This window comes from Acinetobacter lwoffii (genome assembly GCF_022809915.1).
Taxonomy (GTDB): Bacteria; Pseudomonadota; Gammaproteobacteria; order Pseudomonadales; family Moraxellaceae; genus Acinetobacter; species Acinetobacter lwoffii_M.
The window spans coordinates 13,578-27,781 of record NZ_JALGQY010000038.1 but is presented as its reverse complement, the minus strand read 5'-3'; the positions used below and the strand labels follow the sequence as shown (position 1 = coordinate 27,781).

The window sequence follows — 14,204 nt, the reverse complement described above, 5'->3', positions numbered from 1 at the left end:
TGAAGTCATGCGTGCACTACGTAAAGGACAAGCATCGTCATTTTATTATGGTCAGCCTCAGGGTGAAGTGTGTCTAATCAACAGGGTTTTCGGTCTCTAAGTACTTTTTAAAGGGAACATCATCGACTCAAATCTCTATTTGCAACAGTGCCGTCCATTGCAACTCTTTTCATAGCTAATTTGAATATCAATATGCTTTTGTCTTCTGCGAATGGTTGAATAATCCAGAGCTGTCCAATCTAATCCGCAAAGTTTAATCAAGCTTTGGACAAAGCCAGTCACCATGCATACAGAAAGACGAAATAAGGATTTAATCATGAGATAGCACTGAATGGCTATGTCAGAATAAGTTTGATTTCGACCATGTTTTCCTTGTGACTGCGAATATCATTGAATCTTAGTATCAAACCAAATTGTAAAATTACCATAATTGATCAAAGCATGATTGTAGGATGACCAATTCGGTGTACGATAAATTTAGGTGTAGGCTATTGCTGTATAAGACCTTATCGGTAGGTTTACGCAACAAGGCCTCAAAATCCCACCTTAAAATGCAAATAGCAAAAAAACTCTACCATTCGATTGATTTCATTTTAGAAGTAATGAAATTAGTATCTGTTTGTAATGATATTTTATAAAATTCAATATTAGATCTGCAGAGAAAAACTTATCAAACTAAGTATTGGCTAGTCTTTTTCTTCGAAAAACTTATCAAACGAAGTATTAAGTTAATCTTTTTCTTCAACTTCTTCCTTAAACTCAAACAAATCATTCATCGTACAGTTAAAGTACTTACACAACTTATCGGCGACTGGTAATTCAATACGTACAGCACGGTCATAATACATACTTGTGAGCGTGTTGCGATTGATACCTGTTGCATGCACCACTTCACTTAATTTTAAAATTTTTCTATCGCCCATGAGGCTAGATAACTTACAAGTAATCATATTTAAATTAATTTACAAAAAAATAACTTGCTGTGGGTTATTTGAAGTTGTTGACTGAATAATACTTTGCTAAAATTAACCTACAGCAGGTTATTACAGCTTATAGAAAGTATATTTTATCCATTTCAACTAAATTATAACTTTTTAAATATAAGGATTGAACCTGCATTAGATTATTTTGTGGAGATGACCGCCGTGTTACCAAATGAGTTATTGATCAGCCAGCAAGCTCGTGACTTAGGAAATCAATTAATTAAAGAAATGAACATCAATAGAAGTTATGGAATGGCTAATTTTCTTGGAGTAAATACTTGCTATGATAATCATCAGGCTGTACTTATTTGGACATTTCAACTGCTTGAAAGGGAACCTGCCTTAAATGAATTAGCAGAAATTAAAAAATATTTTCTTTTAATCTTTCCAGATAGTGTTTATCAATTAGCCTAAGTTGTTTTTAAAATTAATTTATTAAATAAAAAGCACTAAATCAAAGAAAGCTTTATTTAAAAATACCCATTAATTCAAAAACATACCATTTACTGAATATATGAAGCATAAGTTCCTGCTCTATCACTCACTCGTACTAAAATTACATCGCTCTTTTTACTGATACTAAACAATTTATGTCCACGCCACGTTCTGCGGCTTCGAGGGCTAGTTTTTGTTGAACCACTGAGAACAAGGACAACAAACTGCCTACTATATTTTCACGGAGAGTGGTGTAGGAACTTTTTCATTATTGCTAATCATATCAGCGACAACATCAGCAACGAGCTCCTCTATTCCTGAGAATGCTTTAGACTGATCCGCATCAAGCCAAGACAATGATGGAAACTCAGCACACAACCCAACATACTCATTATCTTCTGCTGACCATGTAACACGGCAAGTATATTGTTTACTATCCATTTGAAACCCCATAATGTTTTAAGTCTATGTATAAAAGTACGATTTTCACTTAGCAGTACTTAAATAATCACCCCACCACTGCATCATTTCAGTCCGCTGGGCTAAATAGTCAGCGTGATTATAGCTGGCACGGGTACGGTTCTTATCAATATGTGAAAGTTGTGCCTCAATCCAGTTATCCTGGAACAAACCTGAGTCATTCAAAATGGTACTAAAAGTGGAACGTAGTCCATGAGAGGATAATTGATGTTTGCCATACCCCATCTTACGTATAGCCATATTTAATGTATTAAAATGAATCGGTTGATTGTGTTTGCGAGGGCTAGCAAAAAGGTATTTTTCACCGTATGACCACTGCATGACGTCTTTCAAAATCTCTAAAGCCTGATTTGAAAGTGGAACTAAAAAATCTGGAATCTCATGGCCTAATATGACTTTTCGTCGAAACTGTTTAATATGCAAGGCAGGTATTTTCCATATTTTTTCATTTAAATCAAAATGATGAGGCTCAGACAATAACAATTCAGCCCCTCGCACTCCAGTATATAATTTAAACATCAGTGCTTTTTTAATAATCGGATGGGCATCCAATTTTTGTAATTTATACTTAAAATCAGATATATCCTCCGCTTTCAAATACGGATAATTTTTCTTGATTTTACTGTTAATGGCGATTTTATTTAAACCATGAGCGATGTTGAATTCACAATAACCCATCGCTACAGCGTAGTCATAAATTTGGTTCAAATAACTACAAGCTTTCTTGACAGGTTCTTTTACTTGGCGTCCCTCTATTTTTTTGATTACTGAAACCAGGTCATAACGCTTGATGTTTTGAAAAGGTAAATCCTGAAGGTCTGGATAAATATCTTGCTGTAAGCATCTTTCTGCTAACTGTAGTACACCACAGCGGGGTAGATCGTTGAAGGCATTTTTCAGTTTGAACTGTAACCACTCCTCCCCAACCTTACCAAAGGTGATGACATTAGAGGCAGTATCATGTTCAAAACAGAAATCATTGTCTTTAAAGTCATCTCTGACTTGTCGTGCCTTTTTCAGCGATAAATCAGGATAAAGACCTAACTGAATGCGTCGACGTTTTTTAGTTTGTGGATCTGTATAGCGATAGCACCAAGATTTTCTTCCACTTGGCTCAATCTTCAGGCTAAGCCCATCTTCATCGGATAAAAAACAGGTTTTTTCCTTGCAATGAGCTTGGCGAACTTTAATTTCAGTAAGACTCATGGAATTTAAATGAAACCTAATAAGTGGTTGATTGGATCAATTATATCAAAATAGAAAGCTTTATATATGATGCGTATCATACGCATCACATATTTTTATAAGTAATTGTTAAATAAAATTTATATTTAGATTGGTTATTCCCTAGTAACCAATTAATTAACCATTGATTTTGCAAGTCTTAAATTGGCATTTGAAGTGCAGCCCCATGTTATGACTATTCACATTTCTGCTCTATGATTCATGGTTACTTATTAGTTATGTTATTACGTCAGGAGCGATACAAGAATTAGGGTAACCTTATTATGGAAATAGCGAATACGAAATTACTAGCTGGCGCTTTGATAGCCCTAACTTTAACTATAGTTAGCCCTGTCGTACTTGCAAATGATAACAATGATATACGAAAGACTATTGTAGTTAAATTTGCTAAAAAAGCTCACTCTGCAAATTATTACGGAAGGATAGATGGATACAAGTATGATTCCTACAAATTTTATGCTAAAAAAGGGCAAAAGTTAAAAGTGAAGTTGACTGGAGGAAATGTTGAAGCTTACTTATGGGGTAATCAATTAAAAGACTCCATCAATCTTGGAGAATATTCTCCAGAGCTTGATGATAAGGGTATTTATATTTTACCTGCTTCAGGTGAGTATGAAATTAGAGTATTACAACCTAGATCACAGGCAAGAAAAGATAAAAAACCTCAATACTGGATGAGTATTAACATTAAATAAAGACTTGCTAGATTTTTTTAAGCTTTTATACCAGGGTTCAAAAACTATTGCCAGTTAAACGGGGCGTGATTTTTACGTATATGTTTTTATATTAGTAAAAATGATATAGATACGTAATTCATAGAGATCGTTTCAATTTAGCAATCTCTAAATACATCTTGTAACTGGCATGTTGAATCCGTTCATTTGAGGGGGCGTATTGCTTCTGGACTTCATCTAAGAAAGGAGTTTCTTCACATAATTCAAAGTACCTTTCCATCGGTGTTTTACCTTGCAAAGCTGAATGTGGTCTCATCCAGTTACAGTAATGCTGCCATTCTGCCAGTTTGCTCTGAATTTCCTCTGAATCGATATCTACAGTAGCGTAGAACTCAGATTTATCAGTCTTTTGTGAGCGCTACCTTGCCATTCAGATGAGGTGAACCCGGTTTATTCGGCCTAAATTTGATCCCATACTGCATCATTTTTTCTGTATTTTTTCAACAAAGAATTCTCGTTCACGATCGGTCTGTATTCGCTGTATGGGAAAAGGCATTTATTCAATTACACAGTTAAAAAGTCGAGTGTATTCGCAGCTGTTCGGCGTTTATATATCCTTAAAACGCGATATCGTGTGCAGTCATCGATAGATGTGTACTGATATAGTCCAGGACCCAGTTTACAGGTATCCATTTGAATTCTATCGCCTGGTAATGGACGTTCATAACAAATGTAATCTACTTTACGACGGAATTTTTTAATCGGTTTGACTTAATGGGTGGATAGTACTTTATGGATAGTCGCCAAGGACAACGAGACTCCGTGCAGCTCATTAATTCGGTTTGCAAACGTCGAGCACCAAGATTTCTAGCTGAGCGCATTTCCAATATTAAAGCTTCTAGCTCAGCATTGATTTTAGTATTTGGCGATTTTAAGGGACATTTACTATGACTACTTAATCCATCAATACCTTGTTCAGAATATCGTTTCCACCACTTGCGTAAAGTTGGTCTAGAAATGCCACATCTCCGACAAATCAGGCCAGCATTATTGGTCTCTTCAAATAATTTAACCCATACGAGTCTTTGTTGAATTTCTCTGTTCATAGACACCCATTATATTGAAGTGATGTCTATGAATCACACAGATTATCATAAGGCTTTTGAAACTGTCGCACCTCATGTTTGAATTCACCCATTAACAGAGTGCGAATTAGTCCTTGATCATGTTTGACCACATTTCAAGGAATAGTGTCCAACTTTCGGTATGCAGATTATGGTGTGGGGTTCTCTTAAAGTTTAAACCTTATTATTTTACTTCAGTAATGCTGATTGGCTGGTCTTTTACAAATTCAACAACCCCTTCACCACGTTTAAAGTGAATTGAAACTCCATTATTATTAGCTAAACGAATACCACTACCAGCAACTGTTTGCTTTAAACGATATACCATGCCTGAGTTATCAGTCATTAAAGCAGTTTCAAAGTTATCCGATGATTTCAGAAAAATTAATAAACCATTCGGACCAGAAAATTTAAGGACCTGCGTATCAGCTGAAGTATTGCTTGTAGCCTTATCTTGTAAAGTTTCAGTCTTTGGACTCGAAGTACACCCAGTCATTGCTAAAACTAACAAAGTTAAACTTAAAAAATATTTCATTTAACTACCTTTTTCATCTGTAAATCATAGGTGTATTTATACTAATTGTTATAATTTAACAATAAAACAAATATTACTTTTTTTTACATGAAAAAGCCATAAATCGCATTTTGAACCTTACCGGATTTATCGGAGATTTTTTTATTTAAGTTAGGCCACCTGACTTAACGGGTTAATCTTATCATAGTACATTGCTTCAAACTCAAAAGGCGATACATAACCCAGTGCACTGTGTACATGCTTTTTATTAAACCAATCTACCCAATTTAATGTCGCAAGTTGTACATCTGCTAAACTTTGCCAATCTGCTTTTAAATATTCAATCATCTCTGTTTTGTATAAGCCATTCACTGTTTCAGCCAAAGCATTATCGTATGAGTCCCCCGTTGTACCGATTGATGCTCGTAAATTTGCTGCTTCTAAACGATTGGTATAGCGAATGGAAAGGTATTGAACACCTCTATGGGAATGATGAATCACATTCCTTGGCATACCTCAATCGTGCAATGCTTGCTCCAGTGCATCGAGCACCATATCTGTATTCATACGTGTTGATACTTTCCATCCAACAATTGCTCGTGAGAACACATCAATAATAAAGGCGGTATAGACCCAGCCTGAATTTGTTTGAATATACGTAAAGTCACTCACCTGAGATACCGTCTTGGTAGTCAATCAATAATTGAACCGCTCTATCTCTGATTTCAGGGGGTATATTTTACTTTTTTCATCGGAACACTACGCTTCGCTACGTCGTGCGAAGCAATGCTTCTCATCTCAGGAAAGTTGGTCTCCAACAAACCCGGTACGGTTTACAATGAGGTTCATGCACGTGTAGCAGTCCTTAACAGATTTACAGAATTAGGTCGACCACTTACCCAAGTTACGCCTTAAATTTGGCTCAATTAGGGGCGCTTTGCCTTTCAAATATTTGTGCAATAAAGCCGTTGGAAAGTAACCTTGAAACAAGTTATAAGCTTCTTTTTAATAAATTACTGAGTATTTGTATAAATATTCAACATCTGATTTTTTTTAAACCAGATATTGAATTAAAATAAAAACCAATAAACAAGAACAAACATCATTGGTATTTATATTTTAATTATGTTCATTTACAATAAAAATTACTAAGTCAATACATATTTAGTCTAAAATATCCATCAATCAAAAATGTGTGATAGCTTCGAACGTTAATCTTTGTATACTTGTAATTTTGAGTATTACTTCAATTCTCTAAGCTAATTCTTTACAAGTGTTCCTATCACCATAATTGTTATTCTTGTCTTCGCTATAAAGCGATCCAAACCTGCCCTCCATGGTCATAATCGCATGAACAAATTTTTAAAATACCTATTGGTATTCATCGTTCTGCTTATTATTGCAGCACTAATCTTTTTATTTAGACCTATCGCGTCTAAGAAAATTCAAAACACCAGCAATGAGCCTGTCGTTGACGCAGTCTTAGTTGGTGGTGGCATCATGAGTGCAACCCTAGGCACATATCTTAGTGAACTTGAGCCAAACTGGCAAATTCGTATGTATGAACGCCTAGACAACGTTGCCCAAGAAAGCTCAAACGGCTTCAACAATGCTGGCACAGGCCACTCTGGCTTTATGGAAATGAACTATACCTCTGAAAAAGATGGAAAAATGGACATTTCTAAAGCTGTGAACGTTGCGGAACAATTTGAAGTTGCAAAACAGTTCTGGTCTTATCAAGTCAAAGAAGGCGTTTTGGGTCAACCAAATAGCTTTATCAACCCTGTACCGCACATTGCCTTCGTTTGGGGCGATAACGTGAATTTCCTAGAAAAACGTTACGCTGCAATGGTTAAAAACCCAATGTTTTATGGCATGAAATTCTCTGAGAATCCTGCTGAAATTAAACAATGGGCACCATTGGTGATGAATGGCCGTGATGCTGCACAAAAAGTAGCTGCAACACGCATGGATGTAGGTTCGGATGTGAACTATGGTTCGATCACCACTCAATTGGTCGATCACCTTAAAAAACAATCTAATTTCCAGTTACAAACATCGACTGAAGTGACTGGCATTAGCCAAAACGATGATAAAACGTGGACTGTTGCATTTAAAAACCTCACTACAGGAAAAACAGATCATGTGAAAACGCGCTTTGTCTTTATTGGTGCAGGCGGTGCAGCGGTTAAACTTTTACAAATGACAGGCTTACCAGAAGCGAAGCAATATGCTGGCTTCCCTGTAGGTGGCGTGTTCTTAATGACCGACAACCCAAAAGTCACTGAAGGCCATACTGCAAAAGTTTATGGTCGTGCTGAATTAGGCGCACCGCCAATGTCTGTTCCACATATTGATACACGTTATATCGACGGTAAAAAATATGTGTTGTTTGGTCCATTTGCAACTTATTCAAACAAGTTCTTAAAACAAGGTTCTCAGCTTGATTTATTGAAATCAACCACTAAGAACAACGTTTTACCAATGACCGCTGTGGGTATGGAAAATCTTGATTTGGTGAAATACTTAGTTAGCCAAGTCATGATGACCGATGAAGACCGTTTTAATGAGTTGAAAAAATACTATCCTGATGCAAAACCAGAGGACTGGCGCATGAATCAAGGTGGTCAACGTGTTCAAATCATTAAGAAAGAACCAGGCAAACCTGCAAGCTTGCAATTTGGTACCGAGATTTTTGCATCACAAGATGGTGCTGTGACTGCCCTATTAGGTGCGTCTCCTGGTGCTTCAACTTCCCCTTATATTATGTTGAGCTTGCTTGAAAAAGCATTCCCTCAGCAAGTAGCAGGTAAATGGAATCCGAAATTACATGAAATTGTAAAATCGTACCAACAAGAACTCAGCACTAATCCTGTGCTTCTTGACCAAGTTCGCCAATACACCAGCACAACCCTTGGTTTGAAATATACACCTATGGCTAAAGCTGCAAATGACGAAACTATTGCGGTAGCAAAAGCACAGTAATCTGCTTTAAACCCTAAAAAGGATGGACTTTGCGCCATCCTTTTTTAATTCATATTTGAAACTATTCTGTGTATGTCGCTTTTCCATTCCGATGCTTTTTTGGCTTTTCATTCACGTGATTTTTCACTTCTGAGTGTCAATCAGTTGTGCTTAATTCTAACCATCATGATTCAAGAAGTCGTCATTGCTTATAGTATCTATCAACTCACTCAAAATCCACTCAGCCTTGGCATGATTGCCTTAATTGAGTTACTCCCCTTTATTTGCCTCTCCCTGATCAGTGGCGACTGGGCTGATCGCTATAACCGACAAAAAATTGTGCAGTGGAGTTTTAGCTGTAGCACTTTAATTCCATTATTATTTATTATTCTTTTTTCTCAGTACCAACAACAGCACATTCAACAAAATACACTTTTATGCGGCATTTATAGCCTCATCTTTTGCTTAGGCATACTTAGAGGCATCTACAGCCCATCATTTAATTCATTACGCCCTTTTCTAACCCCCGAGTCAGCCTATAGCAATGCAGCCACATGGACCGCGCTCATTTGGCAAATAGGCGGCATTTTAGCGCCTTTATGCGCAGGACTTTTACTCGGCCAACTTGGGCTTGAAAAAACCCTCTTTATTGTTTTTTTCTTGTGTTGCGTGGGTAGCATCTGCTTATTCGGATTAAGTCCTCGTCAATTCCCTAGCCCCCATAAACAGCATTTAAGCAAAAGTTTGAAAGAAGCCTATTTGTTTATTTTTAAACATCCACTAATGTTTTGGAGTATGTTGCTGGATCTCAGCGCCATGCTTTTTTGTAGTGTCATTATCTTACTGCCTATTTTTGCACACGATATCCTGCATCTTGGTGTTGAAGGCTTAGGTATACTCAGAGCTGCACCAGCTATTGGCGCCTGTATCATGATGTTGATGTTGACCTGTTATTCTCCGATGCAAAATGCATGGAGAAATATGCTCTATAGTAGTTTTGCAATTGCTTTGTGTACTTTAGCCTTTGCACTATCCTCCCATGTTTGGCTCTCAGTCTTCTTCCTTGTTTTAATCGGTGCCTTTGATAGCATCAGCATGGTCATTCGACAAACTTTATTACAGCAACTCCCCCCAAAAGCACTATTAGGGCGTGTAGCGGCTTTAAATGGCATATTAGTCACTTCAGGCAATCAGCTCGGTGCCCTACACATGAGCCTGATGACGCGCTATTTTTCTGTGGTGCCAGCAGTACTTATTGGAGGGACGCTGTGTTTAATAATCTGTGGTCTAAGCTTTACTCGTACGCGACATTTATTCAAGCCATCTCCAACACTAAAAAAACATGCCACAGTGGCAAAAAGTGAATAGCATGCTAAGCTTCAAATCTTCTTTTAATATGATGTGAGTTTTCAATAGAGCAAATTATGAAACAGATTTTCCCCTTTTCACATATTCTCTATACCAAACTCTATTCTTTCGTACTATCAGTGTTGTTGGCTTATTGCCTATTCAATGCAATTTATACGTTCATTATTGGTGGAACTGGTTTTTATTTATTTGCAACTTTTATTTTAGCTTTTCAATGTAATTTCGCGTTACGCACTTCTCTCCATGACCGTATTTACACCAGTTTAGGGATAGTTTTGCTTATTATTGGGTTATTGTATACACATGGAATTCACTTTCTAAACCATTTAAAAACAATTGTATTGGTTCCTGCTTTAATTTTAACTGCCTTTGGAATAGATAATTTATATAGAAAGCCAAATAGACTTAGTTGTCTTAAAGTTGGACTGATCCTCGGCCTATTGCTATTAGCTTATATTCAATATTATGATTTAGTAGAACTGCAAAATTATTATGACTCTTTACATAATGATGAGACTTGGCAGCAATTTGGCGCATTATAACAGCTAGCACAAAAAAATTTGGTGGGTGAAAAATTTACAATCCTAATTCTGATTTATCATGTTATTACATAGGAAAACTGCCTTTAAAAGACGGGTCTTGCTAGTCTAGAATTGCAGACGAAAGGGAATAAAATGCCTGTATATCCGATTCTAGAAATTGATCATTTTCAGCATCATAAACAAAAGATTTTTCTTCTAATAAGTATTGGCCATCTTGCTCACTAAGAAAATTTTAAAGTTATTTGCTTGATCAGGGAAAATTTGTTCTCCGTCAAAAAAAGATCATAACAATCTCGAACGGCTTTGTTGCGCAAAGCTGTTCTTAAGGACTTTTTCAGCAATATAATTTTCAAATGAAGAAGCATACACATAAAATTTACCGCACAACCAATTGGTTCGCATATAACCGAGCACGCATTCATCGCGGAAATATTGCCATTTGGTTTGATCCAGCTACGCAATGGTATGCCCCATCAAAAGGCAAACAAGGGCGAAATCAAACCTACTCCGACGCAGCCATCCAATGCTGCTTAATGATTAAATCCTTATTCCGTCTGTCTTTACGTATGGTCACTGGCTTTATGCAAAGTCTGATTAAACTTTGCGGCTGAGCAGCCCCGAATATCAGTGATATTCGTACAGTACGCTTTGTAGAAGACAAAAGCATATTGATATTGCAATCTTGGAGAATATTCTCCAGAGCTTGATAATAATGGTATTTATATTTTACCTGCTTCAGGTGAGTATGAAATTAGAGTATTACAACCTAGATCACAGGCAAGAAAAGATAAAAAACCTCAATACTGGATGAGTATTAACATTAAATAAAAGACCTCTTGCGAAAGTATCGTTTTACCTAATTTTTGAATTGGCTAAAACCTTATTAAATGTAGCTTTATGCTGTTTAAATTCTGACTAACGCAAGAAGTCTAAAGACTTGCTAGATTCTTTTAAGCTTTTATACAAGGGTTCAAAAACTATTGCCAGTTAAGCGGGGCGTGATTTTTACGCAGATGTGTTTATGTTAGTAAAATGATATAGATTACTTGTTTAATACCCTGAGGAATAATTTAATCTTGCTGTGCGTTTGTCACTTTTCTTTCAAAAGTTGATTATATCTTTCAACGTAACCGTCGTGATATTCAAGCCCTTTTGATAGGAATTTGCAGTGAAAGAATAGGCGAAACTTATCTTAAATAATGGTAATTCCTTATCTTTAAAATAGAGAACGCCCGATGAAATTCATTAGGCGTTTACTTTAAATAAGTGTCAGCTTATTTTATAACCAGATGTACTTGTCAATCATGATTCTTTTTCTCAATTGCCTTAAAAAAACAATCTTGCTATTTTTGACTTTTCACACCATTTTGTTCAATTTGTACTGCGGCTTGCCAGCTAGGTAGTTGGCTTAAACCTGCTACGTAACGTTGGATATGGGGATAATTTTCACCTTGTCCCATATGATAAACTAAAGCATGTAGTCCAAAGCCCATCATGAAGTCAGCACCGGTTAAACGGTCTGCCACTAGAAATTCTTTATCTTTTAAATATTCATTTAAATGGCCAAATACTTTATCGAACTCAACTTGAGTATAATTTTCTAGAAATACCAACTTCGTGCCCTGCTTGGTTTCTATCGTATTAAACGTTTTTAACAAAAATGGCAGCATGGCAGAGCTTTCTGAGAAATGAATCCACTGTAGATAATCGACATAGGTAGATTCATCCATATCTGGTGCTAAATGCGGCGCAAGTTTCTGAATTAATAACTCAACGATTGCGCCTGACTCTGCAATAACTTTGCCATCCCATTCCAATACTGGAGATTTCCCTAAAGGGTGAATGGTTTTTAAAGAGTCAGGGGCCAAATGCGTGCTTGAGTCACGATAATAGCGTTTCAGCTCATAGGGCTGCTTGATTTCTTCAAGTAACCACAAAATACGAAAAGAACGTGATTGATCTAAATGATGTAGTGTGATCATGATAATTCCTATTTTTTTAAATTTTTACAACCACTTTGCCAAAGTTTTCGCCTTTCAACATACCATTGAAAGCATTGATCGTGTTATCTAAACCTTGCACCATATGCTCTTTATATTTGATTTTTCCGTCTTTCAACCATTCAGACATTTGCTGATAGAATTCCGGATACTGACTGCCATAATCATCAAAAATAATAAAGCCTTGCATGCGAATACGCTTTTTTAAAAGGGTGGAAATAAAGCCCGGTAAACGGTCTGGCCCTTGTGCTTGCTCGGTAGCGTTATACTGGGAAACCACACCACACACCGGTACACGTGCCGCAGAGTTAAGCAATGGCCATACCGCATCAAACACTTTACCCCCGACATTCTCATAATAAATATCAATACCGTTGGGAGCTGCTTGTTGTAATTGTTCTGCAAAATTTTCATCATGATGATTGATACAAGCATCGAAGCCGAGTTCTTCTACTGCATAACGGCATTTTTCAGGCCCACCTGCGACGCCAACCACGCGACAACCTTTAAGTTTGCCAATTTGTCCAACCGTAGCACCAACAGGTCCCGTTGCAGCTGCAACGACTAATGTTTCACCGGCTTTAGGCTGACCAATGTCCAACAACCCCATATAAGCAGTAAATCCTGGCATTCCCAAAATACCCAATGCCCAAGATGGATGTTCAGGTTGCATACCTAAGCTTTGACAGGCAGACCCATTAGAAATTGCGTAGCCCTGCCAGCCATTTCCGGAAAGAACCCACTCGCCTTCTTTGAATTTTGGGTTTTTAGAGGCCACCACTTGACTGACTGTTCCACCGACCATCACTTCGCCAATTTCAACCGGTGCTGCATATGAAGGAGCATCGCTCATGCGACCACGCATATAAGGATCGAGTGACAAGTAAATGGTTTTTAACAATATCTCGCCTTGTTTAAGTTCATTGAGCTCAACTTGTTCAATACGAAAATCGCTGTGTTTTGGCTCACCCACTGGCCGTTTAGCTAAAACGATGCGTTGATTAATAACTGTTTTCACACATATAACTCCATGTTTTATTTAAAAGTGTTTTTCTTCACAATCAAAAACTGTGATTAAAATTTCTTTACATCCATTGTAGATGAGTTATAATAAAAAACAATACGACTGGTCTATTTTTTACAATAGAGTAAATAATTAATATGAAGCCTACTCCTATTAAAAAGTCTGAAGCGAAGCGCTTACACATTCTTAACACCAGTTCAGACCTGATTTTGCATAAAGGTTTTACTGGCGTAGGATTACAGGAAATTTTACAGAGCTGTGAAATCCCTAAAGGCTCGTTTTATCATTATTTCCAATCTAAGGAAGCTTTCGGATGTGAATTGGTACAGCATTATGTAGACAATTACCAAGTCCGTTTAAATGATGTATGGCGTTGTGATAAATCCCCTTATCAAAAGCTGATTGAGTATTTTAATTTATGGATAGAAGATCCTGAAACACAGTGTGGTTGGGCGGATAGCTGTTTAATTGTGAAACTTGCCGCAGAAGTTGCCGATCTATCTGAAGATATGCGCTCGATTATGTCCGCTGGCGTTGATGATGTAATCCAACGTATTGCTGGTTTAATTGATTTGGGAGAACAGGATCAGTCTATCCAAGCAGATACCGAGGCCTCTACTTTGGCACAAGTACTTTACCAAATGTGGTTAGGTGCAGCATTACTGAGTAAGTTGCAAAAAGATAAAACACCATTACATCAAGCTCTGAGAGCAACTAAATTTCTATTAAAAAGTGAAGATTCATAAAAATTAAATATCAACTACATAATTAATAATTCATGATAGCAGTCCAATGATTACCTATTATTGTGTTGCTATTAGATCAATTTACAATCCATGAGTATAGCGCAC

General features: G+C 36.9%; 12 protein-coding genes and 6 pseudogenes. 9 read left to right on the top strand and 9 right to left on the bottom strand.

Translation table 11 applies throughout. The annotated features are described in order from the left end of the window. Positions 1-100 (top strand): annotated as a pseudogene (locus tag MTX11_RS14675) (IS6 family transposase); the annotation flags it as partial. A gap of 47 nt (positions 101-147) precedes the next feature. Here MTX11_RS14675 and MTX11_RS14670 read toward each other — a convergent pair. Together MTX11_RS14670 and MTX11_RS14665 are read right to left on the bottom strand one after the other, a co-directional pair. Next, positions 148-477, bottom strand: a pseudogene (locus MTX11_RS14670) (transposase); the annotation flags it as partial. Positions 478-728: 251 nt separating this feature from the next. Then, entirely contained in the window at positions 729-950 is a 222-nt protein-coding gene (locus MTX11_RS14665) for a helix-turn-helix domain-containing protein (protein ID WP_004658364.1), read from the bottom strand. Positions 951-1,145: 195 nt separating this feature from the next. Between MTX11_RS14665 and MTX11_RS14660 the strand changes: the two genes are divergently transcribed. Continuing rightward, positions 1,146-1,397 carry a hypothetical protein gene (locus MTX11_RS14660; protein WP_004658363.1) on the top strand — a complete coding sequence of 84 codons (252 nt, stop codon included), beginning with the start codon at positions 1,146-1,148 and terminating at the stop codon, positions 1,395-1,397. A gap of 252 nt (positions 1,398-1,649) precedes the next feature. On the opposite strand, the gene MTX11_RS14655 is transcribed toward MTX11_RS14660, so the two are convergent. Both MTX11_RS14655 and MTX11_RS14650 read right to left on the bottom strand, forming a co-directional pair. Continuing rightward, the gene (locus MTX11_RS14655) at positions 1,650-1,871 is read right to left on the bottom strand and encodes an antitoxin HicB (RefSeq protein WP_234622155.1); all 222 of its coding nucleotides are present in this window, start codon (positions 1,869-1,871) and stop codon (positions 1,650-1,652) included. Positions 1,872-1,904: 33 nt separating this feature from the next. Beyond that, positions 1,905-3,104 (bottom strand): tyrosine-type recombinase/integrase, encoded by a 1,200-nt coding sequence (locus MTX11_RS14650; protein WP_239928999.1) that lies wholly within the window; start codon positions 3,102-3,104, stop codon positions 1,905-1,907. 302 nt (positions 3,105-3,406) lie between these two features. On the opposite strand from MTX11_RS14650, the gene MTX11_RS14645 reads away from it, so the two are divergent. Beyond that, positions 3,407-3,838, top strand: a complete 432-nt coding sequence (locus MTX11_RS14645) for a PPC domain-containing protein (protein ID WP_004281816.1) — start codon at positions 3,407-3,409, stop codon at positions 3,836-3,838. A 118-nt stretch (positions 3,839-3,956) separates the two neighbouring features. On the opposite strand, the pseudogene MTX11_RS14640 reads toward MTX11_RS14645, so the two are convergent. The 3 genes and pseudogenes from MTX11_RS14640 to MTX11_RS14630 form a co-directional block, all read right to left on the bottom strand. Then, positions 3,957-4,923: pseudogene (locus MTX11_RS14640) on the bottom strand (IS481 family transposase). 202 nt (positions 4,924-5,125) lie between these two features. Further along, positions 5,126-5,476: a hypothetical protein gene (locus MTX11_RS14635; protein ID WP_004281821.1), complete on the bottom strand. Its 351-nt coding sequence runs from the start codon at positions 5,474-5,476 to the stop codon at positions 5,126-5,128. 150 nt (positions 5,477-5,626) lie between these two features. After that, positions 5,627-6,127: pseudogene (locus MTX11_RS14630) on the bottom strand (IS3 family transposase); the annotation flags it as partial. A 678-nt stretch (positions 6,128-6,805) separates the two neighbouring features. Here MTX11_RS14630 and mqo point away from each other — a divergent pair. From mqo to MTX11_RS16710, 5 genes and pseudogenes are all read left to right on the top strand, one after another. Then, on the top strand, positions 6,806-8,440 hold the full coding sequence (mqo, locus tag MTX11_RS14625; protein ID WP_004733172.1) for a malate dehydrogenase (quinone): 1,635 nt from the start codon (positions 6,806-6,808) through the stop codon (positions 8,438-8,440). A gap of 72 nt (positions 8,441-8,512) precedes the next feature. After that, entirely contained in the window at positions 8,513-9,787 is a 1,275-nt protein-coding gene (locus tag MTX11_RS14620) for an MFS transporter (RefSeq protein WP_243475429.1), read from the top strand. Positions 9,788-9,843: 56 nt separating this feature from the next. Then, on the top strand, positions 9,844-10,329 hold the full coding sequence (locus MTX11_RS14615) for a hypothetical protein (protein ID WP_004733174.1): 486 nt from the start codon (positions 9,844-9,846) through the stop codon (positions 10,327-10,329). Positions 10,330-10,682: 353 nt separating this feature from the next. Then, positions 10,683-11,011 (top strand): annotated as a pseudogene (locus MTX11_RS14610) (transposase); the annotation flags it as partial. Then, positions 11,008-11,157, top strand: a pseudogene (locus MTX11_RS16710) (PPC domain-containing protein); the annotation flags it as partial. The pseudogenes MTX11_RS14610 and MTX11_RS16710, both read left to right, overlap by 4 nt. Positions 11,158-11,672: 515 nt before the next feature. Here the strand turns inward: MTX11_RS16710 and MTX11_RS14605 are convergent. Continuing rightward, entirely contained in the window at positions 11,673-12,311 is a 639-nt protein-coding gene (locus MTX11_RS14605) for a glutathione S-transferase family protein (RefSeq protein WP_004281825.1), read from the bottom strand. Positions 12,312-12,327: 16 nt separating this feature from the next. Next, on the bottom strand, positions 12,328-13,347 hold the full coding sequence (locus tag MTX11_RS14600) for an NADP-dependent oxidoreductase (RefSeq protein ID WP_004733175.1): 1,020 nt from the start codon (positions 13,345-13,347) through the stop codon (positions 12,328-12,330). A 143-nt stretch (positions 13,348-13,490) separates the two neighbouring features. On the opposite strand from MTX11_RS14600, the gene MTX11_RS14595 reads away from it, so the two are divergent. Further along, positions 13,491-14,099, top strand: coding sequence for a TetR/AcrR family transcriptional regulator (locus MTX11_RS14595; protein WP_243475428.1), 609 nt, complete (start codon positions 13,491-13,493; stop codon positions 14,097-14,099). The last annotated feature ends 105 nt before the right edge of the window (positions 14,100-14,204 follow it).

What these genes read in the sequence shown, in the direction of transcription:
- MTX11_RS14665 (WP_004658364.1), bottom strand. Translation starts at nt 950, where the DNA reads ATGATTACTTGTAAGTTATCTAGCCTCATGGGCGATAGAAAAATTTTA.
- MTX11_RS14655 (WP_234622155.1), bottom strand. Translation starts at nt 1,871, where the DNA reads ATGGGGTTTCAAATGGATAGTAAACAATATACTTGCCGTGTTACATGG.
- MTX11_RS14650 (WP_239928999.1), bottom strand. Translation starts at nt 3,104, where the DNA reads ATGAGTCTTACTGAAATTAAAGTTCGCCAAGCTCATTGCAAGGAAAAA.
- MTX11_RS14645 (WP_004281816.1), top strand. Translation starts at nt 3,407, where the DNA reads ATGGAAATAGCGAATACGAAATTACTAGCTGGCGCTTTGATAGCCCTA.
- MTX11_RS14635 (WP_004281821.1), bottom strand. Translation starts at nt 5,476, where the DNA reads ATGAAATATTTTTTAAGTTTAACTTTGTTAGTTTTAGCAATGACTGGG.
- mqo (WP_004733172.1), top strand. Translation starts at nt 6,806, where the DNA reads ATGAACAAATTTTTAAAATACCTATTGGTATTCATCGTTCTGCTTATT.
- MTX11_RS14620 (WP_243475429.1), top strand. Translation starts at nt 8,513, where the DNA reads ATGTCGCTTTTCCATTCCGATGCTTTTTTGGCTTTTCATTCACGTGAT.
- MTX11_RS14615 (WP_004733174.1), top strand. Translation starts at nt 9,844, where the DNA reads ATGAAACAGATTTTCCCCTTTTCACATATTCTCTATACCAAACTCTAT.
- MTX11_RS14605 (WP_004281825.1), bottom strand. Translation starts at nt 12,311, where the DNA reads ATGATCACACTACATCATTTAGATCAATCACGTTCTTTTCGTATTTTG.
- MTX11_RS14595 (WP_243475428.1), top strand. Translation starts at nt 13,491, where the DNA reads ATGAAGCCTACTCCTATTAAAAAGTCTGAAGCGAAGCGCTTACACATT.